The organism is Streptomyces sp. NPDC052107 (assembly GCF_040680215.1).
Taxonomy (GTDB): domain Bacteria; phylum Actinomycetota; class Actinomycetes; order Streptomycetales; family Streptomycetaceae; genus Streptomyces.
The window spans coordinates 154539-179463 of record NZ_JBFAWG010000013.1 but is presented as its reverse complement, the minus strand read 5'-3'; the positions used below and the strand labels follow the sequence as shown (position 1 = coordinate 179463).

Genomic DNA, 24925 nt, shown 5'->3' with positions numbered 1-24925 from the left:
GCGCCCGGCCTCGGCGCGCTGCGCACTACGGCAGCGCAGTGGCCGCGGGCGGTGTCGCTGGGGCCCCGATCAGCATGGTCGGCGCCCCCGCGACCCGGGTGAGGAACACCGTCGCCGAATTCGGCCCCTGCGGCTTGACCTTCCTGCGCAGTTCCTCCGGCTCGACGGCCGACCCGCGTTTCTTCACGGTCAGCGTGCCGACCTCGCGCTCCCGCAGCATGGCCTTCAACTTCTTGACGCTGAAGGGGAGCCGGTCGGTGATCTCGTAGGAGGAGGCGTACGGGGTGGGGCGCAGTTCGTCGGCGCTGACATAGGCGATGGTGGCGTCGATCAGGCCGCCGTCCAGGCGTTCGGCCACCTCGGCGACCAGATGGGCGCGGATGACGGCGCCGTCGGGCTCGTACAGATAGCGTCCCACCGGCCGGACCTCCGGGTCGGGCAGTCCCTTGCCCAGGAGGGTGCGCGGGCCGGGCAGCAGGGTGGCGCGCACCAGGCCCGGCTCGGTGCCGAACCACACCACCGCCTCCTTCACGTCTCCGCCGTCCGAGATCCATTCGGCCTCGGCGTCGGCGGGCACGGCCTCGTGCGGAATGCCGGGCGCCACCTTCAGTGCCGCGCGGGGTGCCGTACGGGCGGCCCCGATCGCCCAGGACAGGGGCGGGGAGTAGGCCTCGGGATCGAAGATCCTCCCGCGCCCGCCCCGCCGTGCGGGGTCCACGAACACGGCGTCATAACCACCCGTGTCCACCTCGGTGACGTCCGCCTCGCGCACCTCGATCAGCTCGCCCAGCCCCAGCGCCTCGGCGTTCGCCCGCGCCACGGCGGCGGTCACCGGATCCCGGTCCACGGCGAGCACCCGGATCCCCGCCCGGGCGAACGCGATGGCGTCCCCGCCGATCCCGCAGCACAGATCGGCGACCGAGGTCACGCCGAGGTGCTTGAACCGCTCGGCCCGGTAGGCGGCGACGCCGGCCCGCGTCGACTGCTCGACCCCGTTCGGCGTGAAGAACATCCGTCCCGCGTCCGCCGCCCCGAACTTCGCCGCCGCCCGCTGCCGCAGCCGGGCCTGGCCGAGCGCGGCCGACACCAGCTCGGCGGGATGGTCGCGGCGCAGCCGGGTGGCGACGGCGAGTTCGTCGGCCGGGGCGGTGTCGCGGACCTCGTCGAGGAGGGCACGGCCTTCGGGGGTGAGGAGCAGAGCGAGGTCGTTCACCGGGTCATTGTGGGCCAGCCGGTGGATCGTGTGCCTTCCGGCGGCGGTGTCGGCCCGGGCTCAGGGCTCTGGCCTGCGAAGATCCGGCATTATGCGAGCGGTCGTACAAAACGATAAAAATCGGTCCCGTCGTCGGCGTCTGGTTCTCGGTTGCGGAGCCGCCGCGCTGGCCTGTTCCGCCGTTCTGTCCGGCTGCGCCGGGTCGGACACGACCCGCACCCCGTCCAGCGAGGCCGGTCCCGATGTGGCCCGCTCCCCGTCCAGCCACGCCGGCCCCGACGCGACCCGCCCCGTGTCCGGCCAGGGCGGCCCCGCACAGGCCTTGAGCCCCCGGGCCCGCCAGGCCGCCGAACACGCCCGCCTGGCGGCCGCGGCCAGACGCTGGGGGCTGGTGCAGGTCCCGCTGACGCCGCCCCCGCCCCCCGAGCGGAAACCGGAGATCACCGCGCGGGCCGGCTTCGAGGTGAGCCACCAGCAGGACTGGGACCTGCCACCGGTCTTCACCACGATCCCCACCCGGCAGAAGATCGTCTTCCTCACCATCGACGACGGCTCGGAGAAGGACCCGAAGTTCCTGCGGATGATGCGGGACCTGAAGATCCCGTACACCGCGTTCCTCAGCAACTACCTGGTCAAGGACGACTACGGCTACTTCCGCACGATGCAGTCCTACGGCCACACCCTCGGCAACCACACCCTGCACCACCCCTACCTGCCGGGCCTGTCCTACGAGGAGCAGAAGACCGAGATCTGCGAGATGCAGGACATCATGGAGAAGCAGTTCGGCAAGCGCCCGACGGTCTTCCGCCCGCCTTACGGCAACTACAACCAGGACACCCTGCGCGCCGCCAAGTCCTGCGGCATCAAGTACGCGCCGATCTGGAACGAGGAGGTCTACGTCGACCACTGGGAGTACCGCGAGGACGACCAGAGGATGCGCCGCGGCGACATCGTCCTCACCCACTTCCGCGGCCGCTCCGACTGGAACGGCACGATGGTCGACGACATGCGCCGCTTCCTGGACAAGGTCACGCGCGAGGGCTACGCCGTGGCCCGCCTGGAGGACTACCTGTGAGGGCGGGGGCGGGGTACCCGAGAGCGGGTTCCGGGCGGCGCCGCCCGGGCCGGTACTCCGTCGCGCTCCTCGCCTCGGCCCTCCTTCTCGCCGGCTGCGCCCAGTCCGTCGACCCCCTCGAACGCCTCGGCAGGAAGGCCGCCGAGGGAGTACGCCCGCACGGACCCGGTTCCGACCAGACCTACCGCCGCTGGGGCCTGACCGAGCCCCTCGCCCGCCCGCCCCTGCACCCCGCCGACACCCTCGCCCTCTCCCCGCAGGGGGGCCGCGCCCTGCCCCGCATCGTGGACCACGTCCCCACCCGCGACCGGGTCGTCTTCCTCACCTACGACGACGGCGCCGAGAAGGACCCCCGCTTCGTGGACATGGTCCGCGAACTCCGGCTGCCGGTCAGCATGTTCCTCACCGACAGCATCGCCGGCCCCGGCTACGGCCACTTCGCCCGCCTGCACCGGCTCGGCGCCGGCATCCAGAACCACACCCTCGACCACCGCGCGCTCGCCGGGCTGCCGTACGCCGGGCAGCGCGCCGAGATCTGCGGCCAGCAGGACCGGCTCCGCTCCCGCCTGGGCGCCCACCCCCGCCTCTTCCGCCCGCCGTACGCCTCGTACGACACCACCACGCTGCACGCGGCGGCCCACTGCGGCATCTCCACGGTCGTCCTCTGGCGCGCCGCGATGACCCCGGCCGACCTCGTCTACACCCACGGCGAACACCACCTCCGCCCCGGCGACATCATCCTCGTCGGCCCGGACGAGACGACGGGCCCGAGCCTGCGGGAGCGCACGACGCGGGTGCTGCGCAGGGTGCAGCAGCGGGGGCTGACGGTCGGGCGCCTGGAGGACTACCTGCAGTAAACGCGGCCGGTCTGGGGGCGCCCCCTCTGGGGGAATCCGAGGACGAGGGCCGAAGGCCCGACAGCGGGGGCCTGGGGGCGGCAGCCCCCGGAACGGCCGGGCAACACCGGCCCACCAGGAACCCGGCGCGGACAGGATTCGGCCGACGCGCCGCACGGCATTGGCACTCCGCTTGACCGAGTGCTAATCGCGGTCATAGTCTCGGCTCTGGCACTCACCCCTGGAGAGTGCCAACAAAGCGACGGGCAGGTCCGGCACCCGCGACGACGGATCGACCTGGTCGCCACCTCAGACAGTTAACCCCGTGAGATCTCCGAAGGGGGAGGTCGGATCGTGACGACCGCCAGCTCCAAGGTTGCCATCAAGCCGCTCGAGGACCGCATCGTGGTCCAGCCGCTGGACGCCGAGCAGACCACGGCCTCTGGCCTGGTCATCCCGGACACCGCGAAGGAGAAGCCCCAGGAGGGCGCCGTCCTCGCCGTGGGCCCGGGCCGGTTCGAGAACGGCGAGCGCCTTCCGCTCGACGTCAAGGTCGGCGACGTCGTCCTCTACAGCAAGTACGGCGGCACCGAGGTGAAGTACAACGGCGAGGAGTACCTCGTCCTCTCGGCTCGCGACGTGCTCGCGATCATCGAGAAGTAATCACCTCGAGCATTCTTTTGCTCCTCAGCTGCGCCCCTGGCCCCCGCGACCGATAACGAAGCCGGGCGCCCGGGGCGCAGTTGTCTTACCACCCACAGATTTCCGAGAGGGCTCCCGCTGTCATGGCGAAGATCCTGAAGTTCGACGAGGACGCCCGTCGCGCCCTCGAGCGCGGCGTCAACAAGCTGGCCGACACGGTGAAGGTGACGATCGGCCCCAAGGGCCGCAACGTCGTCATCGACAAGAAGTTCGGCGCCCCCACCATCACCAACGACGGTGTCACGATCGCCCGCGAGGTCGAGATCGAGGACCCGTACGAGAACCTCGGCGCGCAGCTGGTGAAGGAGGTGGCGACCAAGACCAACGACATCGCTGGTGACGGCACCACCACCGCCACCGTGCTGGCCCAGGCGCTGGTGCGCGAGGGCCTGAAGAACGTCGCCGCCGGCGCCTCCCCGGCCGCCCTGAAGAAGGGCATCGACGCGGCCGTCGCCGCCGTCTCCGAGGAACTCCTCGCTTCGGCCCGCCCGATCGACGAGAAGTCCGACATCGCCGCCGTGGCCGCGCTGTCCGCCCAGGACCAGCAGGTCGGCGAGCTCATCGCCGAGGCGATGGACAAGGTCGGCAAGGACGGTGTCATCACCGTCGAGGAGTCCAACACCTTCGGTCTGGAGCTGGACTTCACCGAGGGCATGGCCTTCGACAAGGGCTACCTGTCGCCGTACTTCGTGACGGACCAGGAGCGCATGGAGGCCGTCCTCGACGACCCGTACATCCTCATCAACCAGGGCAAGATCAGCTCCATCCAGGACCTGCTGCCGCTGCTGGAGAAGGTCATCCAGGCCGGCGCCTCCAAGCCGCTGCTGATCATCGCCGAGGACGTCGAGGGCGAGGCCCTGTCGACCCTGGTCGTCAACAAGATCCGCGGCACCTTCAACGCCGTCGCGGTGAAGGCCCCCGGCTTCGGCGACCGCCGCAAGGCGATGCTGCAGGACATGGCGATCCTCACCGGCGCCACCGTCATCTCCGAGGAGGTCGGCCTCAAGCTCGACCAGGTCGGCATCGACGTGCTCGGCTCCGCCCGCCGCGTCACCGTCACCAAGGACGACACCACGATCGTCGAGGGTGCCGGCAAACAGGAGGACCTGACCGGCCGCGTCGCGCAGATCAAGGCCGAGATCGAGAACACCGACTCCGACTGGGACCGCGAGAAGCTCCAGGAGCGCCTCGCGAAGCTGGCCGGCGGCGTGTGCGTGATCAAGGTCGGCGCCGCCACCGAGGTGGAGCTGAAGGAGAAGAAGCACCGTCTGGAGGACGCCATCTCCGCGACCCGCGCCGCGGTCGAGGAGGGCATCGTCTCCGGTGGTGGCTCCGCGCTGGTCCACGCCTCCAAGGTCCTCGAGGGCAACCTCGACAAGACCGGCGACGAGGCCACCGGTGTCGCGGTCGTCCGCAACGCCGTGGTCGAGCCGCTGCGCTGGATCGGCGAGAACGCCGGCCAGGAGGGCTACGTCATCGTCTCCAAGGTCAAGGACCTGGAGAAGGGTCAGGGCTACAACGCCGCCACCGGCGAGTACGGCGACCTGGTCAAGGCCGGCGTCATCGACCCCGTCAAGGTCACCCGCTCCGCCCTGGAGAACGCCGCCTCCATCGCCTCCCTGCTGCTCACGACCGAGACCCTGGTCGTCGAGAAGAAGGAAGAGGAAGAGCCGGCCGCCGCGGGCCACGGCCACGGCCACGCCCACTGAGCCCGACACGCTCGCACGAAGGCCCGGTTCCCCGTGGGGGGAGCCGGGCCTTCGCCCTGTGCGGGACACAGTCCCTCTACTGCTCCAACTCGTCGAGCGCACCCAGCTGTTGCATCAGCCCCAACTGGTCGTGCTGCCACCACATCTCGGCGATCTTGCCGTCGTCCGTGAGGCGGAACAGCGTCATCCCGGACATGGTGACCTGCTTGCCGGTGGGCGGGATGCCGAGGAAGTCGCCGTTGTGCGTGGCGTTCCAGGTCCAGCGTGCGCAGGCCCGGTCGCCCTGGGTGAGCACGTCCACGATCGTGAACGTGAAGTCGAAGCCCCCGCGCCACATCCGGTACTCGCTGCGGGCGTTGTCCAGCCCGATGGTGTCCTGGGGATTCACCGGATCGTGGCTGTGGATGTCCTCGTCCAGCAGGTCGTTGAGCGGCGGCAGTTCACCGGAGGTCTGCAACGCGGCGTAGAACCGCCGTACGGTGTCCTCGGCCAGCCGCTCGTCCCGCACGACGTCCAGATCGGTGAACGTAGGGCTCTCGTCGCACAGCGCGACCATCTCCTGGAAGATCCGGTCGGTCTCCGGGAGCTTCGAGTTCCGCATCGCCTCCTCGTACGACGGGAACTCCACCACTTCGACGATGTGCGACGCGTCCGAACGGTCCTTCCCGACCAACGCGTGCGTCGCCGTCCGCTTCCCCTTGGTCTGCGCGACCCAGTCGTCCATGAGCCGGTTCATCTCGTCCAGCCGGCTGGTCCTGCACTCGATGAGCTGTACGAAGGTCATGCCGCCGCCTCCCGGCCCCCCTGACCCGGTTGTGTCACGCTCATTTTCGCACCGGGACGGCAGCGCCACCCGTTCGCTACTGCGGCCCGTACTTCCGCCCCGTCTTCGACGTGATCCCGCCCAGCAGCCCGCGCGGAGCCACCTTCACCAGGCCCATCAGCGCCTTGTAGCGGGGGTCGGGGATCGACAGGGACTTGCCGCGGGCCAGGTCGGACAGGGCCGCCGCGACCAGTTTGTCGGCGTCCAGCCACATCCAGCCGGGGATGTTGTCCGTGCCCATCCCGGCCCGCTGGTGGAACTCGGTGCGCACGAAGCCGGGGCACAGGGCCATCAGGCGGACGCCGCTGCCGGCGAGGTCCTTCGCCGCGCCCTGCGTGAACTGCACGACCCACGCCTTGGAGGCGCCGTACGTTCCCCGGGGGACGAAGGCGGCCACGGAGGCGACGTTGACGACCCCGCCCCTGCCCCGCTCGCGCATCGCCTCGGTCGCCGCCGAGGTCAGCCGGAGCACCGCCTCGCAGTGCACCTTGAGCATCTTGAGCTCGTCGGCCATGGGCACCTCCAGATAGCGGCCCTTGTTGCCGAACCCGGCGTTGTTGACCAGCAGGTCGACCGGGTTCTTCCGGTCGCCGAGGCGGTCGGCCACCGTCTCGATGCCCTTGTCCTCGGACAGGTCGGCGGTCAGCACCTCCACCACGATGCCGTGCCGGTCGTGCAGTTCGGTCGCCTGTTCGCGCAGCCGCTTGGTGTCCCGGGCCACCAGGACGAGGTCGTGCCCGTCGGCCGCCAGGCGCCGCGCGAACGCGGCACCGATCCCCGCGGTCGATCCCGTAATCAGAGCCGTTGTCATGGCCCAAGGGTATTGACCCGGAGCGAGCGCGTCCGCTCCGCTCGGACACGGGAGTTGGCCGGCGTGGATCCTGGGCCATGGACCGTGGGTGGTGTGTGCGGGGCCCTGGCCGGGGGTGGGCCGGCGCGGCGGACGCCCGCCCCGCTGCCCCGGGCCACCCGGTCGGCGGACGCCCCGCCGTGTCCCGGCCCTCTCGGTCGGCTGACTGCCGCTCAGCCCTCCTGCGCGGCCACGTACTTGCGGACCTTCTCCAGCGTCTCCGAGTGCAGCGCCTCGCCCGCCGCGAGCAGCCGCGGCAGCAGCTCCCGCTCGGTGGTGACCGCGCGGAACTGCATCGCCGCCGTCACCCCGTGGTCCGGCCGGTGCACGATCTCGATCGGGTCGCCCGCCCGTATCTCACCCGGTTCGATCACTCGGAGGTAGGCACCCGTCGCGCCCTTCTGTGTGAACCTCTTGACCCAGCCGCGTTCGCCCATATGGCCCTGGAACGTACGGCACGGGATCCGGCCCGAGGTCACCTCCAGGACCACCCTGGAGCCGATCCGCCAGCGCTCACCGATCAGCGCACCGGAGACATCCAGACCGTCCGTCGTCAGGTTCTCCCCGAAGCAACCGTTGGCCAGCGATCGGCCGAGTTCGCGCTCCCAGTCGTCGAGGTCCTCGCGCGCGAAGGCGTACACCGCCTGGTCGTACCCGCCGTGATGCCGCAGCTCGCACACCGCGTCCCCGGCCAGCCCGCTCCCGCCGACCCCCTTGGGACCCGGCGCCGCCACCCGCACCGGCCCGTCGGCCGGCTTCTTGCCGATACCCGTCACGCCCTCCGCCTGGTCCGTGTACGGCACCAGCTGCGGGCGGCCCAGATTGACCGAGAGAAGCTTCATGACCGCACGGTACGTGACCGCACCTCAAAGCGTCGAGCGAATATGGCGTTCCATCCCCAAGCTGCCCTTATGATCGAAGGGTGATCGAGGCCCGTCATCTCCGCGTCCTGCGCGCCGTCGCCGCCACTGGTTCCTTCTCGGCGGCGGGGCGCGAGCTCGGCTGCACCCAGCCCGCCGTCAGTCAGCAGATGAAGGCCCTGGAGACCTCGGTCGGCACCCCGCTGCTGATCCGCAGCGGCCGCGAGATGCGGCTGACCCAGGCCGGGGAAGCCCTGGTCAGGCACGCGTCCGGCATCCTCGCGGGGCTCACCGCGGCCGAGGAGGAGGTCGCCGCCATCGCGGGTCTGCGCGCCGGCCGGGTCCGGCTGGTCTCCTTCCCCAGCGGCAGCTCCACCCTGGTCCCCACCGCCCTGGCCGCCCTGCGCGCCGCCCACCCCGGCACCCGTGTCTCCCTGGAGGAGGCCGAGCCCCCGAGATCCGTCGAGCTGCTGCGCGAGGGCGACTGCGACCTGGCCCTGGCCTTCCGCTACGAGGGAGCGGCCGTCGCCGAGGACTGGGACGACCTGGTCGTACGGCCCCTGCTGATGGACCGCCTGGTGGCGCTGGTGCCCGAGCGGCACCGGCTCGCGCGCGCGGAGAGCGTCGCCATCGGCGAGCTGGCCCAGGAGCCCTGGATCGCGGGCTGCCCGCGCTGCCGGGGCCAGCTGGTCGACGTGTGCGAGGGGGCCGGTTTCACGCCGCGCATCGACTTCGCCACGGACGACTATCCCGCGGTCGTCGGCCTGGTCGGCGCCGGCCTCGGCGTCGCCGTACTGCCCCAGCTGGCGGTGGAGTCGGTACGGCCCAGGGGCGTGTGCACGGTACGGCTGGAACCGGCGGTACGGCGTGAGATCGTCGCCCTCACCCTGCCCGACCTGGCACAGGTGCCGGCCGTGGCGGCGACGCTGGAACAGCTGACCCGGGCGACGGTGCGTGGTCAGGCGGGGGAGCGCGGTCAGGCGACGGAGCGCGGGCAGACGGTCGAGCGCGGCTAGGGCGGGTCGGGTGTGGCTAGGGCGGGTCGGGTGTGGCTTGGGCGGGTCGGGTGTGGCTTGGGCGGGTCGGGTGTGGCTTGGGCGGGTCGGGCGTGGCTAGGGCGGTCGGGTGCGGCTTGGGCGGTCGAGGTGCGGTCCGGGTGGTGGAGCGGGGCTTGGATGGCTGGGCGCGGTTCGGGCGGTGAGGCGCGGCTTTCGGTGGGGCGCGGTTGGACGGTCGGGCGCGGCCAAGCGGTGCCGCGGTCGGGCGGAGTTGCGGCCAGGCTGTCGCGCCGGTGGCAGGGCGGCCGGGCCGCCAGGCGTGGCGCGGAGTACGCGAGCGCGACGGGCGCGGGCATCTCGCCCGGAGGTGCGATGCGACCGGAGATACGCCCCTCGGGGCGGGCGGCGGCAGAGTCAAGGGCACGCACGTGGTGACGCGACGTGCCCTGGTGGTTGGAATGAGGGCACCCATCGGGCTGTAGGTGCTGAAACGTTCCTTCAGTGATTCGGGGCGGTGTCCGCGCCGGGGGCCGAAGCCGTCACCAGGCGGTTGCGCGCGCGCCCCATCAACTCCTCACGCTCGTCCTCGGTCAGGCCGCCCCACACGCCGTACGGCTCGCGCACCGCCAGTGCGTGCGCCGCGCACTCTGCGCGGACCGGGCACCTCATGCAGACCTCCTTGGCCGAGTTCTCGCGAGCGCTCCGAGCCGCCCCGCGCTCGCCCTCGGGGTGGAAGAAGAGCGAGCTGTCCACGCCGCGGCAGGCAGCCAGCAGCTGCCAGTCCCACAGGTCCGCGTTCGGTCCGGGAAGGCGGGAGAAATCTGCCATTACGTGACCCCTTGTAGCCGTTCTGAGCGGATACGGTGCCAACGACCGTACATCTCCGGTCTAAGGAGATGAAAATATGACTCATTGCGAATCTAGCCTCGGACACCTCAAAACGGGAAGAAAATGGGCCAAACGGGGCATAGTTGTGATGAAAAGTTGTGGGTACGTTGTTCATGTCTGCACCGTGTCGAGCCCCTCACGTAGAGTGCCGAAGACGGCACGTAGCCCCGTAACTCTTTCGAGTGACCGTCGTTGAGAGTGCGGAGGCGGTTGAAAACAGAAGCGCTCGGGCAGGCGTCCGAGACGGTCGACCGCACAGGTGACGATTCCGTACCAGCCTGGAGGCTCAAGGTGACGCGCATCAGCTGCGGAGGGCGGTCATGACATCCGTCCTCGTCTGCGACGACTCCCCGCTTGCCCGAGAAGCGCTCCGCCGCGCGGTCGCGACCGTGCCCGGTGTCGAGCGTGTGACGACGGCGGCCAACGGCGAGGAAGTCCTCCGCCGCTGGGGCGCCGACCGCTCCGACCTCATCCTGATGGACGTGCGCATGCCCGGCCTGGGCGGCGTGGAAACCGTGCGCCGCCTGCTGTCCGCGGACCCCGGCGCGCGCATCATCATGCTCACCGTCGCCGAGGACCTGGACGGCGTGGCCCTCGCGGTCGCCGCCGGCGCCCGGGGCTACCTGCACAAGGACGCCTCGCGCGCGGAGCTGCGCGCCACGGTGACGCAGGCCCTCGCCGACCCGACCTGGCGACTGGCCCCGCGCCGGCTCCGCTCGGCCGAGATGGGCGCCGCGCCCACGCTCACCGCGCGCGAGATCCAGGTCCTGGAGGGCATGAGCCACGGCCGTTCCAACGCCGAGATCGGCCGCGAGCTCTTCCTCTCCGAGGACACCGTCAAGACGCACGCGCGGCGCCTGTTCAAGAAGCTCGGCGCCTCGGACCGGGCCCACGCGGTGGCGCTCGGCTTCCGCTGGGGACTGGTCCGGTAGACAGTGCCCAGCCCTGCGGGGCAGGCAGGGCCGGCCTGGCACCGGGCGCCAGTTCCGGAGGCGTATCCGCCTCCCCTGGCAGCAGCGGGATGTCTCACCGGCCCCCTCGGGGAGCCACCGGGCCGACCGCCGACCCGAACGCGACGCACGTACTGCACCATGCCGGGCTCAGGTACGGGAGCTCCGTGCCTTGGCCCAGCCCGGTGCTGGACGGCCGCGCTCTCCGGCGGCACCGTCGGTCCCAAGGTCATACCGACGCGCCCTGACGGCACGCACGCGTGCACGCAAACGCCCTGCGGCTCGTTTGCCGCGGGGGCGCGTTCCGCCCAGCCCTGCGCGCGTGGCGTGGACGACCGCCGGTGCGGTGGCGTGGGCGACGGCGCTCCTCGGTTCAGCTGCCGTACAGGCGCGTCGCGCCCCAGCCCTGCGGTGCGTGGCGCGGACGATCGTCCATGCGGGGTGTGGCGACATGCGCTGTGGGTTCGATCGCCCCTGCGAGGCGCGGCGGCCATGCGCGCCCTGCGGACGACACCCTGCGAGGCGGGGCGCCCCTGCCCTGTGCGGACGACCACCCTTGCGCGGCGTGCGGCGCTCACACGCTGTGCGGAGGACAGCCCTACCGCGGCCGCGGCGCCCAGTCGCGGCGCGGCGCCCATCCCCGGCGCGGTGCCCACGCGCGGCGCGGACGGGTGTGGACGAGCGCGCCCCTGGCTGCGCCGCCGTACCCCCACGTCCCGTTTCCGGTCCGCTCGAGGAGGTCGGTGCTGGTGAAATGCCATGCCCGGTGCTCCGGTTGCCCGTGGACGCGGTCGTGAGGGGCGCTCGCGGGGTGGACCCCGTCACAGTCGAGGAGTCGTGCGGCAGCCGTTCGGCCGGAGGGTCGGTCGCGCGCGTGAGCGGAGATCCACTCCGGCAACACCCGTGGTCGGCGCCGCACGGCGAGGTGTGGGGCGCCCCCGGCGTACGACTGCGCAGGACGCCTCGGCGGGCGAGGCGCAAGGCGGCCCGCCGGACGCGCGCTGCTCGTTTCGGCGCGGATGCCGCATCCTTGAGTTGTGGAGTCTCTCGGGGACGAGTCGGTCGAGCGGAAGGGGAGGGCGCAGGAGATGAGTGCCGGCGCACCTGCTCATAACGCTTCGGTGCACAACCACGAGCACAATGCGACGGACCGGACGGCCACAAGGCACCATGGACCGATGCGCGACGACGAGGCGGGCACGGCCCATGGGGCGATCGGTGCGCTCGTCCATCGCGCCGTCGACGGTGACGAGCAGGCCACGCACGATCTGCTCGCCCATGTCCACCCGCTGGCGCTGCGCTACTGCCGGACCCGGCTGTCCCGGCTGCCCGGCGACGCGCGTCACTTCGTAGAGGACCTCGCCCAGGAGGTCTGTGTCGCGGTCCTGCTCGCGCTGCCCCGCTACCGCGACACCGGCCGCCCCTTCGAGGCGTTCGTCTTCGCCATCGCCTCCCACAAGGTCGCCGACCTGCAGCGGGCCGCGATGCGCCACCCGGGATCGACCGCCGTGCCGTCCGATGAAATGCCCGAGCGGCCGGACGACTCCCTCGGCCCCGAGGAGCGCGCCCTGCTCAGCAGCGACGCCGAATGGGCCAAGAAGCTGCTGGCCAACCTGCCGGAGAATCAGCGCGAACTGCTCCTGCTGCGCATCGCCGTGGGCTTGACCGCGGAGGAGACCGGGCAGATGTTGGGAATGTCACCCGGCGCGGTCCGGGTCGCCCAGCACCGGGCGCTGAGCCGCCTCCGCGCGCTCGCCGAGCAGTAACACCCTTGTACGGAGCCTCTGCAGCTCCCTTTGGTGAACAGACATGCTTCGGCTTCCGTACGAACATACGAAGCCTGAAGTCACCCCGTACCGTGGAATTTGCTAGCGATGCTTCCCGTTAGCATGGACATCCGCACCGATCAAGGCCATTTGGGGAAGGTGTCATGACTGCCAACGTCGACGGAGTGCCCGGAAAATTCGCGACACTCGGGCTGACCTACGACGACGTGCTGCTGCTGCCGGGTGCCTCTGAAGTGCTCCCCAACGCGGTCGACACCTCGTCCCGCATCTCCCGCAACGTCCGGGTGAACATCCCGCTGCTGTCGGCGGCGATGGACAAGGTGACCGAGTCGCGCATGGCGATCGCGATGGCCCGGCTGGGCGGTGTCGGTGTGCTGCACCGCAACCTCTCCATCGAGGACCAGGTCAACCAGGTCGACCTGGTGAAGCGGTCGGAGTCCGGCATGGTCACCGACCCGATCACGGTGCACCCGGAGGCCACGCTCGCCGAGGCGGACGCCCTGTGCGCCAAGTTCCGCATCAGTGGCGTGCCCGTCACCGATCCGGCCGGCAAGCTGCTGGGCATCGTGACCAACCGCGACATGGCCTTCGAGTCCGACCGCAGCCGTCAGGTGCGCGAGGTCATGACGCCGATGCCGCTGGTCACCGGCAAGGTCGGCATCTCCGGCGTGGACGCGATGGAGCTGCTGCGCAAGCACAAGATCGAGAAGCTTCCCCTCGTCGACGGCGCCGGTGTTCTCAAGGGCCTCATCACGGTCAAGGACTTCGTCAAGGCCGAGAAGTATCCGAATGCCGCCAAGGACGCCGAGGGCCGCCTGCTCGTCGGTGCCGCCGTGGGCGCCAGCCCCGAGGCCCTGGAGCGTGCCCAGGCGCTCGCCGAGGCCGGCGTGGACTTCCTGGTCGTCGACACCTCGCACGGCCACAACAGCAACGCCCTCAGCTGGATGTCGAAGATCAAGTCGAGCGTGAACGTCGACGTGATCGGCGGCAACGTCGCCACCCGCGACGGCGCGCAGGCCCTGATCGACGCCGGTGTCGACGGCATCAAGGTGGGCGTGGGCCCCGGCTCCATCTGTACGACCCGTGTGGTCGCCGGCATCGGCGTCCCGCAGGTCACCGCCATCTACGAGGCCTCCCTCGCCGCCCGCCCGGCCGGCATCCCGCTGATCGGCGACGGCGGCCTGCAGTACTCCGGCGACATCGGCAAGGCGCTCGCCGCCGGTGCCGACACGGTGATGCTGGGCTCGCTGCTCGCGGGCTGCGAGGAGTCGCCCGGCGAGCTGCTCTTCATCAACGGCAAGCAGTTCAAGTCGTACCGCGGCATGGGCTCGCTCGGCGCCATGCAGTCGCGCGGCCAGGCCAAGTCGTACTCCAAGGACCGCTACTTCCAGGCCGAGGTCTCCTCCGACGACAAGCTCGTCCCCGAGGGCGTCGAGGGCCAGGTGCCCTACCGCGGCCCGCTGGCCAACGTCCTGCACCAGCTCGTCGGCGGTCTGCGTCAGACCATGGGCTACGTGGGCGCGGCCACCATCGAGGAGATGGAGTCCAAGGGCCGTTTCGTCCGGATCACCTCCGCGGGCCTCAAGGAGAGTCACCCGCACGACATCCAGATGACGGTTGAGGCGCCGAACTACGGCAGCAAGTAGTCGTCAGTCGTCCCGAGGGCGGTCCCGGAGCATCCGGGGCCGCCCTTGTCGTACCCGTCGGCGATACTGGAAGACGCTGCAACGCATCAGGGAAAGGCCACAGACGTGACTGAGATCGAGATCGGGCGCGGCAAGCGCGGCCGCCGGGCGTACGCCTTCGACGACATCGCCGTCGTCCCCAGCCGCCGTACGCGGGACCCGAAGGAGGTCTCGATCGCCTGGCAGATCGACGCCTACCGCTTCGAGCTGCCGTTCCTCGCCGCCCCCATGGACTCGGTCGTCTCCCCGGCCACCGCGATCCGCATCGGCGAGCTGGGCGGCCTCGGCGTGCTCAACCTCGAGGGCCTGTGGACGCGGTACGAGGACCCGCAGCCGCTGCTGGACGAGATCGCCGAGCTGCCGGCCGAGCAGGCGACCCGCCGCCTCCAGGAGATCTACGCGGCGCCCGTCAAGGAGGAGCTGATCGGCGCCCGCATCAAGGAGGTGCGCGACTCCGGCGTGGTCACGGCGGCCGCGCTCTCCCCGCAGCGCACCGCCCAGTTCTCCAAGGCGGTCGTGGACGCGGGCGTGGACATCTTCGTCATCCGCGGTACGACGGTCTCGGCGGAGCACGTCTCGTCCTCGCACGAGCCGCTGAACCTGAAGCAGTTCATCTACGAGCTGGACGTCCCGGTGATCGTCGGCGGCTGTGCCACCTACACGGCGGCCCTGCACCTGATGCGCACGGGTGCCGCGGGTGTGCTCGTCGGCTTCGGCGGCGGCGCCGCCCACACCACGCGCAACGTGCTGGGCATCCAGGTCCCGATGGCCACGGCCGTCGCGGACGTGGCCGCGGCCCGCCGTGACTACATGGACGAGTCCGGCGGCCGGTACGTGCACGTGATCGCGGACGGCGGTGTCGGCTGGTCCGGCGACCTGCCCAAGGCGATCGCCTGTGGCGCCGACGCGGTGATGATGGGCTCCCCGCTGGCCCGCGCCACGGACGCGCCCGGCAAGGGCCACCACTGGGGCATGGAGGCGGTCAACGAGGAGCTGCCCCGCGGCAAGAAGGTCGGCCTCGGCACGGTCGGCACCATCGAGGAGATCCTCACCGGTCCGTCCCACACGCCCGACGGCTCGATGAACTTCTTCGGCGCCCTGCGCCGCGCGATGGCCACGACCGGCTACAGCGAGCTGAAGGAGTTCCAGCGGGTCGAGGTGACCGTCGCGGACAGCCAGCACCGCCGCTGACGCGGACGACGCACAGGGCCCGGCCACCGAGAGGTGGCCGGGCCCTGCCGCTTGTGGGAAGGCGTTACGCGGCGGCCTTCTTGGCGCCGGAGAACGCCGCGAACGCGGCGATGGCGAAGAAGAGGAAGGTCAGCGGGTCGGCGTCTTCCTTCCAGACCTTCTGGACCACGTCGAAGTGCTGGAAGAACAGCTCGTTGAAGCCGACGTGCAGCTGGTCGGCGCCGATCATGGCCTCGCCCACCAGCTGGCCGATGTACACCGAGCCGAGCGCGAGGATCGCGCTCACGACGGGGAGGACGGGGTTGCGGCCACCCGCCTTGCCCGCCGCGAGACCGACGACGAAGCCGACGCCGACGGCCGCGTAGCCGATCTCGTGCTTGGTGGCGCCGATGATGACGCCGTAGAGCGCCGCGGTGGCCACGGCGGCGACGACCGCGGCGACCAGGCCGAGGACGAGGTTGTTGCGGGCCGGAGCGGTCGGCGCCGGCGGGGTGAAAGCGCCCGGCTGGCCGGCAGGGGCGCCCGGCTGCGGCGGGTACGGCGCGCCGGCCGGGGCCTGCTGCGCGTACGGGTTGCCGTCGACCGGACCGGGCTGCGGCGACTGCGGCGGTGGAGCTGACTGGCTCATGACAGAAATCCCCCCGATGTGGAGCACGACTGAAGGACGGAAACGAAAAACCCCCGGCACACGCGTGTGCGGCGAGTCCGGGGGAGACTAACAGCCGGGGACGACAACGCCCCCGGCTGTTTTCCGTTCGTGACCGGGCTCAGAGCCGGTGTGCCGCCCCCGTGGGCGTGGCCCCGCGCGTGTCCAGCAGCAACTGCGCCTTCACCGACAGCCCCTGCAGGTCGTACGTGCGGTGCTGCTGCAGCAGGATCGTCAGGTCGGCGTCGGCGGCGGTCTCGTAGAGCGACTCCGCGCGCGGGACCGGGCGGTCCAGCACGTTCCAGGAGGCCACCAGGGGGTCGTGGAAGCTCACCGAGGCGCCCAGCTCCATCAGCCGGATCGCGATCTCCTGGGCCGGTGTGCCCTGCAGATCGGCCAGGTCGGGCTTGTAGGCGACGCCGAGCAGCAGCACGCGCGCGCCGCGGGCGGACTTGCCGTGCTCGTTGAGGAGGGTGGCCGCGCGCTGCACGACGTACCGGGGCATCCGGCTGTTGACCTGCTGGGCCAGCTCCACCATCCGCAGGGTGCGGGTGGCGTGCCCGGTCAGGTCCTGCGGTACGCCGTGCCCGCCGACGCCCGGGCCCGGCCGGAACGCCTGGAAGCCGAAGGGCTTGGTCTCCGCGCACCGGATGACGTCCCACAGGTCGACGCCCAGCTCATGGCACAGCACGGCCATCTCGTTGACGAGTGCGATGTTGACGTGCCGGAAGTTGGTCTCCAGCAGCTGTACGGTCTCCGCCTCGCGCAATCCACGCGCGCGTACCACCTTGTCGGTGAGCCGGCCGTAGAAGGCGGCGGCCGACTCGGTGCAGGCGGGGGTGAGGCCGCCGATGACCTTGGGGGTGTTGGCGGGGACGTGGTCGCGGTTGCCGGGGTCGACGCGGCTGGGGGAGTAGGCGAGGTGGAAGTCGCGGCCAGCGCGCAGCCCCGAGCCCTCCTCCAGCAGGGGGCGCAGGAACTCCTCGGTCGTGCCGGGGAGCACCGGCGACTCCAGGATGACGGTGATGTGCGGGCGGAGCCGCTCGGCGAGGGTGCGGGCGGCCGCCTCCACCTGGCCGAGGTCGAGTCCGCCGTCGGCGCCGCGCGGGGTCGGCGCGCAGATCACCGCGGTGCGCACCCGGCCGAGCTGGGCCGGGTCGGTGCCGGGCCGGAAGCCCGCGGAGTGCATCCGGCGCAGCTCGGCGGGACTGAGCGAACTCGCCTCGGGGCCGGTGGCGTAACCGACGGTGGGGATGCGTGCGGCGACGGCGGCCTGAGCGAGCGGCAAGCCGTAGGGGCCGAGTCCGATGACGGCGAGGTCTGCGGGCATGGCGTGGGCGGTCCTTCCCGATAGCCGAAGCGGGACAGGCGCGCAACCGCTGTGGACAGGATGAGCGCATGCAATGTCAGACTAGGTACACATATGACTGTTATGTGTGATTCTGTTCGTGTGTCTTCCGAGGGTTGTGCGTGAGTTGTCCACAGGTTGGGAACTCGTGGTGGCTGAAGTCGGGCAAGCCGGTCAGAATTTGGGCATGAGGAGGGGATGAACCGGGCTTCGCCCGCCGGGGTGCGGCCGACGCGAGTGAGTCTGCGACAGCGGGAGGCAGCGTGAGGACAGCGACTCTGGGGCCGACGCAGCGCGCCGAGGCACTGGCGGCGATGGCGGAGCGTGAGCTGGACGTGCTGGTGATCGGCGGCGGAGTCGTCGGCGCGGGCACCGCGCTGGACGCCGTCACGCGCGGCCTGTCCACCGGTCTGGTCGAGGCCCGCGACTGGGCGTCCGGCACCTCCAGCCGGTCCAGCAAGCTGATCCATGGCGGTCTGCGCTATCTGGAGATGCTCGACTTCGCTCTCGTCCGCGAGGCCCTCAAGGAGCGCGGACTGCTCCTGGAGCGGCTGGCCCCGCACCTGGTCAAGCCGGTGCCGTTCCTGTACCCGCTGCAGCACAAGGGCTGGGAGCGGCTCTACGCCGGTTCGGGCGTCGCGCTCTACGACGCGATGTCCATGGCCCGCGGCCACGGCCGGGGCCTGCCCCTGCACCGCCATCTGACCCACCGTCAGGCCCTGCGTGTCGCCCCCTGCCTGAAGAAGGACGCCCTGGTCGGCGCCCTGCAGTACTACGACGCGCAGATGGACGACGCCCGCTTCGTGGCCACCCTGGTGCGCACCGGGGCGTCCTACGGCGCGAAGGTGGCCAACCGTGCCCGCGTGACCGGGTTCCTGCGCGAGGGCGAGCGGGTGGTCGGCGCCCGGGTGCAGGACGTGGAGGGCGGCGGGGAGTACGAGATCCACGCCAAGCAGATCGTCAACGCGACCGGGGTGTGGACCGACGACACACAGGCCATGGTGGGGGAGCGGGGCCAGTTCCACGTGCGCGCCTCCAAGGGCATCCACCTGGTCGTGCCCAAGGACCGTATCCACTCCACCACCGGCCTGATCCTGCGCACCGAGAAGTCCGTCCTCTTCGTCATCCCCTGGGGCCGGCACTGGATCGTGGGCACCACCGACACCGACTGGAACCTCGACAAGGCCCATCCGGCCGCGTCCAGCGCCGACATCGACTACCTGCTGGAGCACGTCAACTCGGTGCTCGCGGTGCCGCTCGGCCGCGACGACGTGCAGGGGGTGTACGCCGGTCTGCGCCCGCTGCTCGCCGGCGAGTCCGACGCCACCAGCAAGCTCTCCCGCGAGCACACCGTCGCCCATCCGGCGCCGGGACTCGTGGTCGTGGCGGGCGGCAAGTACACCACCTACCGCGTGATGGCGAAGGACGCGGTCGACGAGGCGGTGCACGGCCTGGACATGCGGGTCGCCGACAGCGTGACGGAGGAGACCCCGCTGCTGGGCGCGGAGGGCTACCAGGCGCTGTGGAACGCGCGCGCCCGGACGGCCGCCCGCACCGGGCTCCACGTGGCCCGCGTGGAACATCTGCTGAACCGGTACGGCTCCCTGGCCGAGGAAGTCCTCGACCTCGTCGCCGCCGACCCCGCCCTGGGCGAGCCTCTGCAGGCGGCCGACGACTATCTGCGCGCCGAGGTGGTGTACGCCGCCTCGCACGAGGGCGCCCGGCACCTGGACGACGTGCTCACCCGCCGCACCCGCATCTCCATCGAGACCTTCGACCGGGGCACCCGCAGCGCCCGTGAGGCGGCCGAGCTGATGGCACCGGTCCTCGGCTGGGACAAGGACCAGATCGAGCGCGAGGTAGAGCACTACGAGAAGCGGGTGGAGGCCGAGCGAGAGTCCCAGCGCCAGCCCGACGACCTGACGGCGGACGCGGCGAGGCTGGGCGCGCCGGACATCGTGCCGTTGGTTTGAGCGAGCGCGGCCGAAGCCGGCCCATGCGCCAGGTGCCCGGCGGCAGCCGAACACCCGTCACCCCCGCCGAAACCAGGCGCATTTCCCCGAAACCGGCGCACCGGCTCCCGCCTGAGGCGAAGGGCACCCTGGGCGCTCGGCACTTGTCGGGTGAGAGACAATGGAGGCTCTGTCAGGGCGGGTTGTTTGAGGGGACGCATGTCGGAGGCGGAGCGGGCGGGTACATCTCGTCAGGGGACTCGTCAGGACAAGAGCGAGCGTCGTCTCCTCGCCGGGCGGTACCGGCTGGGAGATGTGCTGGGCCGGGGCGGGATGGGCACGGTCTGGCGCGCCGAGGACGAGACCCTGGGCCGGACGGTCGCCGTCAAGGAGCTGCGGTTCCCGTCGAACATCGACGAGGAGGAGAAGCGGCGCCTGATCACGCGCACCCTGCGCGAGGCCAAGGCGATCGCCCGGATCCGCAACAACAGCGCGGTGACGGTCTTCGACGTGGTCGACGAGGACGACCGGCCATGGATCGTCATGGAGTTGGTGGAGGGCAAGTCCCTCGCCGAGGTCATCCGCGAGGACGGCCTGCTGGAGCCGAAGCGCGCCGCCGAGGTGGGGCTCGCCGTCCTCGACGTGCTGCGCTCCGCGCACCGCGAGGGCATCCTGCACCGGGACGTGAAGCCGTCGAACGTGCTCATCGCCGAGGACGGCCGGGTCGTGCTCACCGACTTCGGTATCGCGCAGGTCGAGGGTGACCCGTCCATCACCTCCACCGGCATGCTCGTCGGTGCCCCCTCCTACATCTCCCCCGAGCGGGCCCGCGGCCACAAGCCGGGGCCGGCGGCCGACCTGTGGTCGCTCGGCGGCCTGCTGTACGCGGCGGTCGAGGGCGTGCCCCCGTACGACAAGGGCTCGGCGATCGCCACGCTCACCGCGGTGATGACCGAGCCCCTGGAGGAGCCCAAGAACGCGGGGCCGCTCAAGGACGTCATCTACGGCCTGCTCACCAAGGACCCGGCCGAGCGGCTCGACGACGCGGGCGCCCGGGCCATGTTCAACGCCGTGATCCATGCGCCCGAACCGGAGCCGATGGACGCCACGCGGGTGGTGCCGCTGCCGCCGCAGCCGGGTTCGTCCCAGGGCAGGCGGGGCGAGGAGGCCGGGGAGAAGCTGCGCGGCGCGCTGCGTTCGGTCCGCAAGGCGGCCGGGGCGGCCACGGGAGCCGGGTCCGCCCGGACGAAGAACGGCGGCGACACGGCCGCGCCGGGTGCCGGTGAGGCCGCGGGTGCGGGCGGTGCGACGGCCGGCGGGGCACGCCCTGCCGCGCAGGGCGGGGGACGACTGGCCTCCTCCGGCGGAGTGCGACCGGCGTCCTCCGGCGGAGCGCGGCCCGCCTCCTCCGGTGGGTCCGGCGCCGGGGCCGCCGGCAGACAGGCGGGTCCTGCCGTCGGCGCCTCCAGTGTCTCCGGTGCCGCCGGTGTGACGAACTCCAGCGCGAACAAGCCGAGTTCGGGTTGGCCCGTGATGCCGCCGCCGGACCTGGACCTGCCGCCGCGGCCGGTGCCGCGGGCACCGCTGACCGACGTGGTGCCCAAGCGCACGCTGGTGATCATCGCGGTGATCGTCGCCCTCGCCGTGCTCGGCACGGTCCTGGCCATCGCCCTGAGCGGCGACGACAAGAGCGGCAAGAACAGCGGGGCCAAGGCGGCGGCGAGCGCCAGTGCGTCCACCAAGCAGGACAAGGACGACAAGACCACCGGCAGCGGGGCGCGGACGGACGGGACGAGCACGTCGTCGTCCGGCACCGGAGCCGCCCCGGGCGCCGCCGCCGACGCGAGCGCGTCCACCGACGACTCAGGCTCGGCCGACTCCTCCGGCAAGTCCGGTGCCAAGGACGGCGGAAGCGCACCGGTGGTGTCGACCCGCAAGGGCGGCCAGGGGTACTCGATCGGGCTGCCCAAGGGATGGACGTACCAGTCCACCGGCAGCGCGGGTGACCGGTACGCCGGTCCGGACGGGCAGAAGCTGCTCATCGGCTGGACCAGCAGCCCCAAGAGCGACCCGGTGGCGGACTGGAGGAACCAGGAGGGTTACATGGTGCGCTCCCAGTACCACAGGATCCGCATAGAGAAGGTCGACTACCGCGACTGGAACACGGCCGACTGGGAGTTCACCTACGTCGACGGTGGCACCAAGTACCGCACCATCGACCGCGGGTTCGTGGTCGACGGCCATCTCGGTTACGGGCTGATGTACACGGCGAAGGCCGCGAACTGGGACAGCGACCTGCGCAAGGACACGTGGAAGACGCTCACCGCCTCCTTCCAGCCCAAGCCATAGGCTTCGGGCGTCGGTTCGGGGCGTGAGAATCCGTCATCCACTCCGTGCGGTTTGCCTCCGGCACGTATCGTGAATGGTTGCGGACCGTACGCAGCCGGAAGTGTGTGCGAAACGGGTCGCGAGGCGAACGGATGTGACCAGCCGGGCGGCCGGGGGAGGCAACGTGGACGACTACGCGGGTCGGGTGCTCGCCGACCGCTACCGCCTGCCGTTGCCGCCCTCCGACGAGTACGAACTCACCGAGACCCGCGCCTTCGACACCTACAGCGGTCAGGAAGTGCTCGTCCGGCAGGTGCCGTTGCCGGAGGTCGTCGAGGCCGAGGTGCTCGACGCGGAGGGGCTGCCCGCGGGCTTCACCGCGCGTGAGCGCGGGGCCGGGACCCGGCGGACGCCGGACGCCCGGACCGCCACCCGGCGGCCCGCCGATCCGGCCGTACGGCGTGCCGTCGAGGCCGCGCAGGCCGCGGCCCGCATCCCCGACCATCCGCGCCTCGACCAGGTCTTCGACGTGTTCGCCGAGGGCGGTTCGCTGTGGATCGTCAGCGAGTTGGTGGCCGCGCGCCCGCTGGCCGCGCTGCTCGCCGAGCAGCCGCTGTCGCCGTACCGGGCGGCCGAGGTCGCCGCCGACGTCCTCATGGCGCTCCGGGTGCTGCACGGCCATGGCTGGGTGCACCGCAACATCACCGCCCGCACGGTGCTCGTCTGCGACGACGGCCGCGTGATGCTGACCGGTCTCGCCATCGGCGCCGCGGAGGAGGCGCTGTGCGGGTACGACCCGGTGCCGGGCCGGGAAGGACGGGAAGAGGGGGCCGTCGGAGGAGCGGGGACGGAGGCCGAACCTACCGGACCGACCGGGCCAGGCGCCGGTCCCGGGGTGGCAGTTCGGGCCGCTGGTGGTCTGGGCGTTCCTCCGGGGTCGGGCGGTGGCCTGGATGTGCCACCGAGGCCGGGTGGGCTGGGAGCGGGCCGGGGGCCGGGAGGGACTCCCTTCGCCGGAGCCACCGGGGACTCCCCCGGTTCCAGCGACCGGCCGAGGGGTGTGGCCGGCGGGGCGGCCGGAGCGAGCGGTGTGCCCTCCGCGGACGTCGACCCCGAGGCCGCGCGCCGGGCCGCGATCCAGGCAAGGGCGGCCGGAGGGCTGCCGGTGCCGGGGGCGAACGGGGTGTCCGGCGGGCCCAACCCGGCGGGTCAACGGCCCCTGGAGAACGGGGCGGACATCCGTGCCGCCCGCGCCGGGGCCATCGCCGCGTACCGTGCGGGTGCCCGTGCCGCCGCCCGCGTGCAGGAGGCCCGGCAGAGCGGGCGCCCCAGCCTGCCCGGGGCCCGGCCGCCCGCCGAGGGCGACGCCGGCCCCGCCCGGGCCGACGGCACGCCGCAGCCGCCGTACTCCGGTGGCCCGGGCACCACGACCCCGCCCGGACGGATCGCCGACCCGTACGGAGTGCGGGGCGCCCCCTGGCACGGCGCCTCACCGCGCCCCGCTGCCGGCGGCCCCTCCCCGGCCCTGCCGGGCGGCCCACAGCGCCCGGGGCTCCCCTCGGCGAACCCCCGACCGTCAGTCCCCGGCCAGGCCCCCGCCTCCGCCCCGGACCCCACCGTCGACCTCGCCCACCAGGCCTCCGACCTGGCCCCCTACGCGACCCCCGCAGCCACTCCCCACACCGGCCCCCACCCTGCCGACCCCCACTGGAACGAGCCGGGAGCCGCCGTTGCCCGCCGGGGCCCCGCGACTGCCCTGGCGGCCGAGCGGGCCCGGCAGGTGCGGATGACCGTCGTGGGGCCGGTGACCGAGCGGTGGGCGCCGGAGCAGGCCGGGCCCGTGCACGAGAACTGGCAGCTGGCGGCGCCGATCGGGCCCGCCACCGATCTGTGGGCGCTGGGCGCGCTGCTGTTCCGGGCCGTGCAGGGGCATGCGCCCTACCCGGAGGAGTCGACGGCCGAACTGGTGCAGCTGGTGTGCGCCGAGCCGCCCGCCTTCGCCGAGGAGTGCGGCCCGCTCCGGCCGGTCGTGGAGTCGCTGCTGCGCCAGGACCCCACCGAGCGTCTGGACGTCGAGGAGCTGAACGGCTGGCTGCGCTCGCTGGTGCGCTCCGCGCCCGAGCCGGACGCCGGCACCCACGTCGTACCCGTGCCGCCAGCCGACCCGAGCCGGCTGCCGATCGTCCGGCGCCGCGGCGAGCTGGTGCGGATGCGGCGGCGACGCGCCGGGCTGCCCGAGGTCCATCCACACGGCCGGCACAAGCGCGGCCGGGCCCGGGAGGAGGCGCGTTCGCCGCGCAGTCTGGGCCGGACCCTGCTTGTGCTGATCCTGATCCTGCTGGCCGGCGCGATCGCGTACGCGATGCTGTTCATGCCCAAGCAGGGGGAGAGCGGGGCCGCGGGGAGCACGGACCGTACGGGCAGCGCGGGTGAGGCCGGTCCCGCGCCCTCGCCCACCCGGCAGTCACCCTCCGAGCAGGGCGGCGGCCCCTCCGCGTCCGCGCCCGCCACCGAGCCCCAGACCGGCGGCGACCCGTCCGTCGCCGACGGCTTCACCCTGCGCAAGGATCCGGAGGGGTTCCAGGTCGCCGTCGCAAAGGGCTGGGACCGAACCCCGAAGAACGGCAGCGGCCAGGTGGCGTACGGGCACGGGAACTTCGAGCTGATCGTCGTACCGGGCAGGGACAGCGCGTCGACGTACGGCAGCGACCCGATGGCCTACCAGCGGGACAAGGAGAGCGAGCTCCAGCCGTACCGCGACTCCAGCTGGGCCACGGCCACCGGCCTGAGAACCATCGAGGTGGGCGGACGGACCATGGCCGAGGGACAGTTCACCTGGACCGACGGCCAGGGCCGCGACCTGTTCGTGCGCAACATGGCGATCCTGCTGAACGGCCGGTACCACCTCATTCAGGTCCGTGGCCCGGAAGCCGAACGGGACCAGGTGACACGGCTGTACGAGCAGGCGACGGCGACGTACCGCTACACCGGTTGAGCGCCCCGTATACCGGTTGGCCGGTACCGGCCGATTCCTGCGGCGACAAGCGTCACAGTGCTGTCACCTTGGGACCCCGCCGGTTCCCA

At 71.9% G+C, this 24925-nt stretch carries 19 protein-coding genes; 12 read left to right on the top strand and 7 right to left on the bottom strand.

What is annotated here, in order from left to right; genetic code table 11:
* Positions 1–25: 25 nt before the first annotated feature.
* Positions 26–1213 (bottom strand): class I SAM-dependent methyltransferase, encoded by a 1188-nt coding sequence (locus AB0M27_RS17630; protein WP_365722622.1) that lies wholly within the window; start codon positions 1211–1213, stop codon positions 26–28.
* Between the two features lie 91 nt (positions 1214–1304).
* Here AB0M27_RS17630 and AB0M27_RS17625 point away from each other — a divergent pair, with 91 nt between their 5' ends.
* From AB0M27_RS17625 to groL, 4 genes are all read left to right on the top strand, one after another.
* Positions 1305–2288 carry a polysaccharide deacetylase family protein gene (locus AB0M27_RS17625; RefSeq protein ID WP_365722620.1) on the top strand — a complete coding sequence of 328 codons (984 nt, stop codon included), beginning with the start codon at positions 1305–1307 and terminating at the stop codon, positions 2286–2288.
* Positions 2285–3145 (top strand): polysaccharide deacetylase family protein, encoded by an 861-nt coding sequence (locus AB0M27_RS17620; protein ID WP_365722618.1) that lies wholly within the window; start codon positions 2285–2287, stop codon positions 3143–3145. Before AB0M27_RS17625 ends, AB0M27_RS17620 begins: the two co-directional genes overlap by 4 nt.
* 333 nt (positions 3146–3478) lie before the next feature.
* Positions 3479–3787 (top strand): co-chaperone GroES, encoded by a 309-nt coding sequence (gene groES, locus AB0M27_RS17615; protein WP_039652762.1) that lies wholly within the window; start codon positions 3479–3481, stop codon positions 3785–3787.
* Between the two features lie 122 nt (positions 3788–3909).
* Positions 3910–5535: a chaperonin GroEL gene (groL, locus tag AB0M27_RS17610; protein WP_365722616.1), complete on the top strand. Its 1626-nt coding sequence runs from the start codon at positions 3910–3912 to the stop codon at positions 5533–5535.
* 76 nt (positions 5536–5611) lie between these two features.
* Here groL and AB0M27_RS17605 read toward each other — a convergent pair whose 3' ends face one another.
* From AB0M27_RS17605 to AB0M27_RS17595, 3 genes are all read right to left on the bottom strand, one after another.
* Complete coding sequence (locus AB0M27_RS17605) at positions 5612–6319, bottom strand: ester cyclase (RefSeq protein ID WP_365722613.1); 708 nt, start codon at positions 6317–6319, stop codon at positions 5612–5614.
* A gap of 76 nt (positions 6320–6395) precedes the next feature.
* Positions 6396–7169, bottom strand: a complete 774-nt coding sequence (locus tag AB0M27_RS17600) for an SDR family oxidoreductase (RefSeq protein WP_365722611.1) — start codon at positions 7167–7169, stop codon at positions 6396–6398.
* A 212-nt stretch (positions 7170–7381) separates the two neighbouring features.
* A complete protein-coding gene (locus AB0M27_RS17595) occupies positions 7382–8050 on the bottom strand; it encodes an MOSC domain-containing protein (RefSeq protein WP_365722609.1) in 669 nt (222 codons plus the stop codon).
* Positions 8051–8130: 80 nt separating this feature from the next.
* Here AB0M27_RS17595 and AB0M27_RS17590 point away from each other — a divergent pair, with 80 nt between their 5' ends.
* Positions 8131–9084 (top strand): LysR family transcriptional regulator, encoded by a 954-nt coding sequence (locus AB0M27_RS17590; RefSeq protein ID WP_365722607.1) that lies wholly within the window; start codon positions 8131–8133, stop codon positions 9082–9084.
* 480 nt (positions 9085–9564) lie between these two features.
* Here the strand turns inward: AB0M27_RS17590 and AB0M27_RS17585 are convergent, their stop codons facing one another.
* Entirely contained in the window at positions 9565–9894 is a 330-nt protein-coding gene (locus AB0M27_RS17585) for a WhiB family transcriptional regulator (RefSeq protein WP_365722605.1), read from the bottom strand.
* A 380-nt stretch (positions 9895–10274) separates the two neighbouring features.
* Between AB0M27_RS17585 and AB0M27_RS17580 the strand changes: the two genes are divergently transcribed.
* From AB0M27_RS17580 to AB0M27_RS17565, 4 genes are all read left to right on the top strand, one after another.
* Complete coding sequence (locus AB0M27_RS17580) at positions 10275–10886, top strand: response regulator transcription factor (RefSeq protein ID WP_003948568.1); 612 nt, start codon at positions 10275–10277, stop codon at positions 10884–10886.
* A 1196-nt stretch (positions 10887–12082) separates the two neighbouring features.
* Positions 12083–12670 (top strand): sigma-70 family RNA polymerase sigma factor, encoded by a 588-nt coding sequence (locus tag AB0M27_RS17575; protein ID WP_030641278.1) that lies wholly within the window; start codon positions 12083–12085, stop codon positions 12668–12670.
* A gap of 164 nt (positions 12671–12834) precedes the next feature.
* Positions 12835–14337: an IMP dehydrogenase gene (gene guaB, locus AB0M27_RS17570; protein WP_365722603.1), complete on the top strand. Its 1503-nt coding sequence runs from the start codon at positions 12835–12837 to the stop codon at positions 14335–14337.
* Between the two features lie 105 nt (positions 14338–14442).
* A complete protein-coding gene (locus AB0M27_RS17565; protein WP_365722601.1) occupies positions 14443–15567 on the top strand; it encodes a GuaB3 family IMP dehydrogenase-related protein in 1125 nt (374 codons plus the stop codon).
* A gap of 64 nt (positions 15568–15631) precedes the next feature.
* Here the strand turns inward: AB0M27_RS17565 and AB0M27_RS17560 are convergent, their stop codons facing one another.
* A complete protein-coding gene (locus AB0M27_RS17560) occupies positions 15632–16195 on the bottom strand; it encodes a hypothetical protein (RefSeq protein ID WP_365722599.1) in 564 nt (187 codons plus the stop codon).
* A gap of 139 nt (positions 16196–16334) precedes the next feature.
* On the bottom strand, positions 16335–17543 hold the full coding sequence (locus tag AB0M27_RS17555; RefSeq protein ID WP_365722597.1) for a nucleotide sugar dehydrogenase: 1209 nt from the start codon (positions 17541–17543) through the stop codon (positions 16335–16337).
* 281 nt (positions 17544–17824) lie between these two features.
* Between AB0M27_RS17555 and AB0M27_RS17550 the strand changes: the two genes are divergently transcribed.
* The 3 genes from AB0M27_RS17550 (at position 17825) to AB0M27_RS17540 (ending at position 24836) form a co-directional block, all read left to right on the top strand.
* Positions 17825–19534 (top strand): glycerol-3-phosphate dehydrogenase/oxidase, encoded by a 1710-nt coding sequence (locus tag AB0M27_RS17550; protein WP_365722595.1) that lies wholly within the window; start codon positions 17825–17827, stop codon positions 19532–19534.
* 198 nt (positions 19535–19732) lie between these two features.
* Complete coding sequence (locus tag AB0M27_RS17545) at positions 19733–21862, top strand: serine/threonine-protein kinase (protein ID WP_365722593.1); 2130 nt, start codon at positions 19733–19735, stop codon at positions 21860–21862.
* A gap of 163 nt (positions 21863–22025) precedes the next feature.
* Positions 22026–24836 carry a protein kinase gene (locus AB0M27_RS17540; protein ID WP_365722591.1) on the top strand — a complete coding sequence of 937 codons (2811 nt, stop codon included), beginning with the start codon at positions 22026–22028 and terminating at the stop codon, positions 24834–24836.
* Positions 24837–24925 lie beyond the last annotated feature (89 nt).

Excerpts from the sequence above, each read along its gene's own strand:
- AB0M27_RS17560 (WP_365722599.1), bottom strand. The coding sequence starts at position 16,195 with ATGAGCCAGTCAGCTCCACCGCCGCAGTCGCCGCAGCCCGGTCCGGTC.
- AB0M27_RS17575 (WP_030641278.1), top strand. The coding sequence starts at position 12,083 with ATGCGCGACGACGAGGCGGGCACGGCCCATGGGGCGATCGGTGCGCTC.
- AB0M27_RS17595 (WP_365722609.1), bottom strand. The coding sequence starts at position 8,050 with ATGAAGCTTCTCTCGGTCAATCTGGGCCGCCCGCAGCTGGTGCCGTAC.
- AB0M27_RS17555 (WP_365722597.1), bottom strand. The coding sequence starts at position 17,543 with ATGCCCGCAGACCTCGCCGTCATCGGACTCGGCCCCTACGGCTTGCCG.
- AB0M27_RS17625 (WP_365722620.1), top strand. The coding sequence starts at position 1,305 with ATGCGAGCGGTCGTACAAAACGATAAAAATCGGTCCCGTCGTCGGCGT.
- AB0M27_RS17585 (WP_365722605.1), bottom strand. The coding sequence starts at position 9,894 with ATGGCAGATTTCTCCCGCCTTCCCGGACCGAACGCGGACCTGTGGGAC.
- AB0M27_RS17605 (WP_365722613.1), bottom strand. The coding sequence starts at position 6,319 with ATGACCTTCGTACAGCTCATCGAGTGCAGGACCAGCCGGCTGGACGAG.
- AB0M27_RS17545 (WP_365722593.1), top strand. The coding sequence starts at position 19,733 with ATGTCGGAGGCGGAGCGGGCGGGTACATCTCGTCAGGGGACTCGTCAG.
- AB0M27_RS17580 (WP_003948568.1), top strand. The coding sequence starts at position 10,275 with ATGACATCCGTCCTCGTCTGCGACGACTCCCCGCTTGCCCGAGAAGCG.
- groL (WP_365722616.1), top strand. The coding sequence starts at position 3,910 with ATGGCGAAGATCCTGAAGTTCGACGAGGACGCCCGTCGCGCCCTCGAG.
- guaB (WP_365722603.1), top strand. The coding sequence starts at position 12,835 with ATGACTGCCAACGTCGACGGAGTGCCCGGAAAATTCGCGACACTCGGG.
- AB0M27_RS17600 (WP_365722611.1), bottom strand. The coding sequence starts at position 7,169 with ATGACAACGGCTCTGATTACGGGATCGACCGCGGGGATCGGTGCCGCG.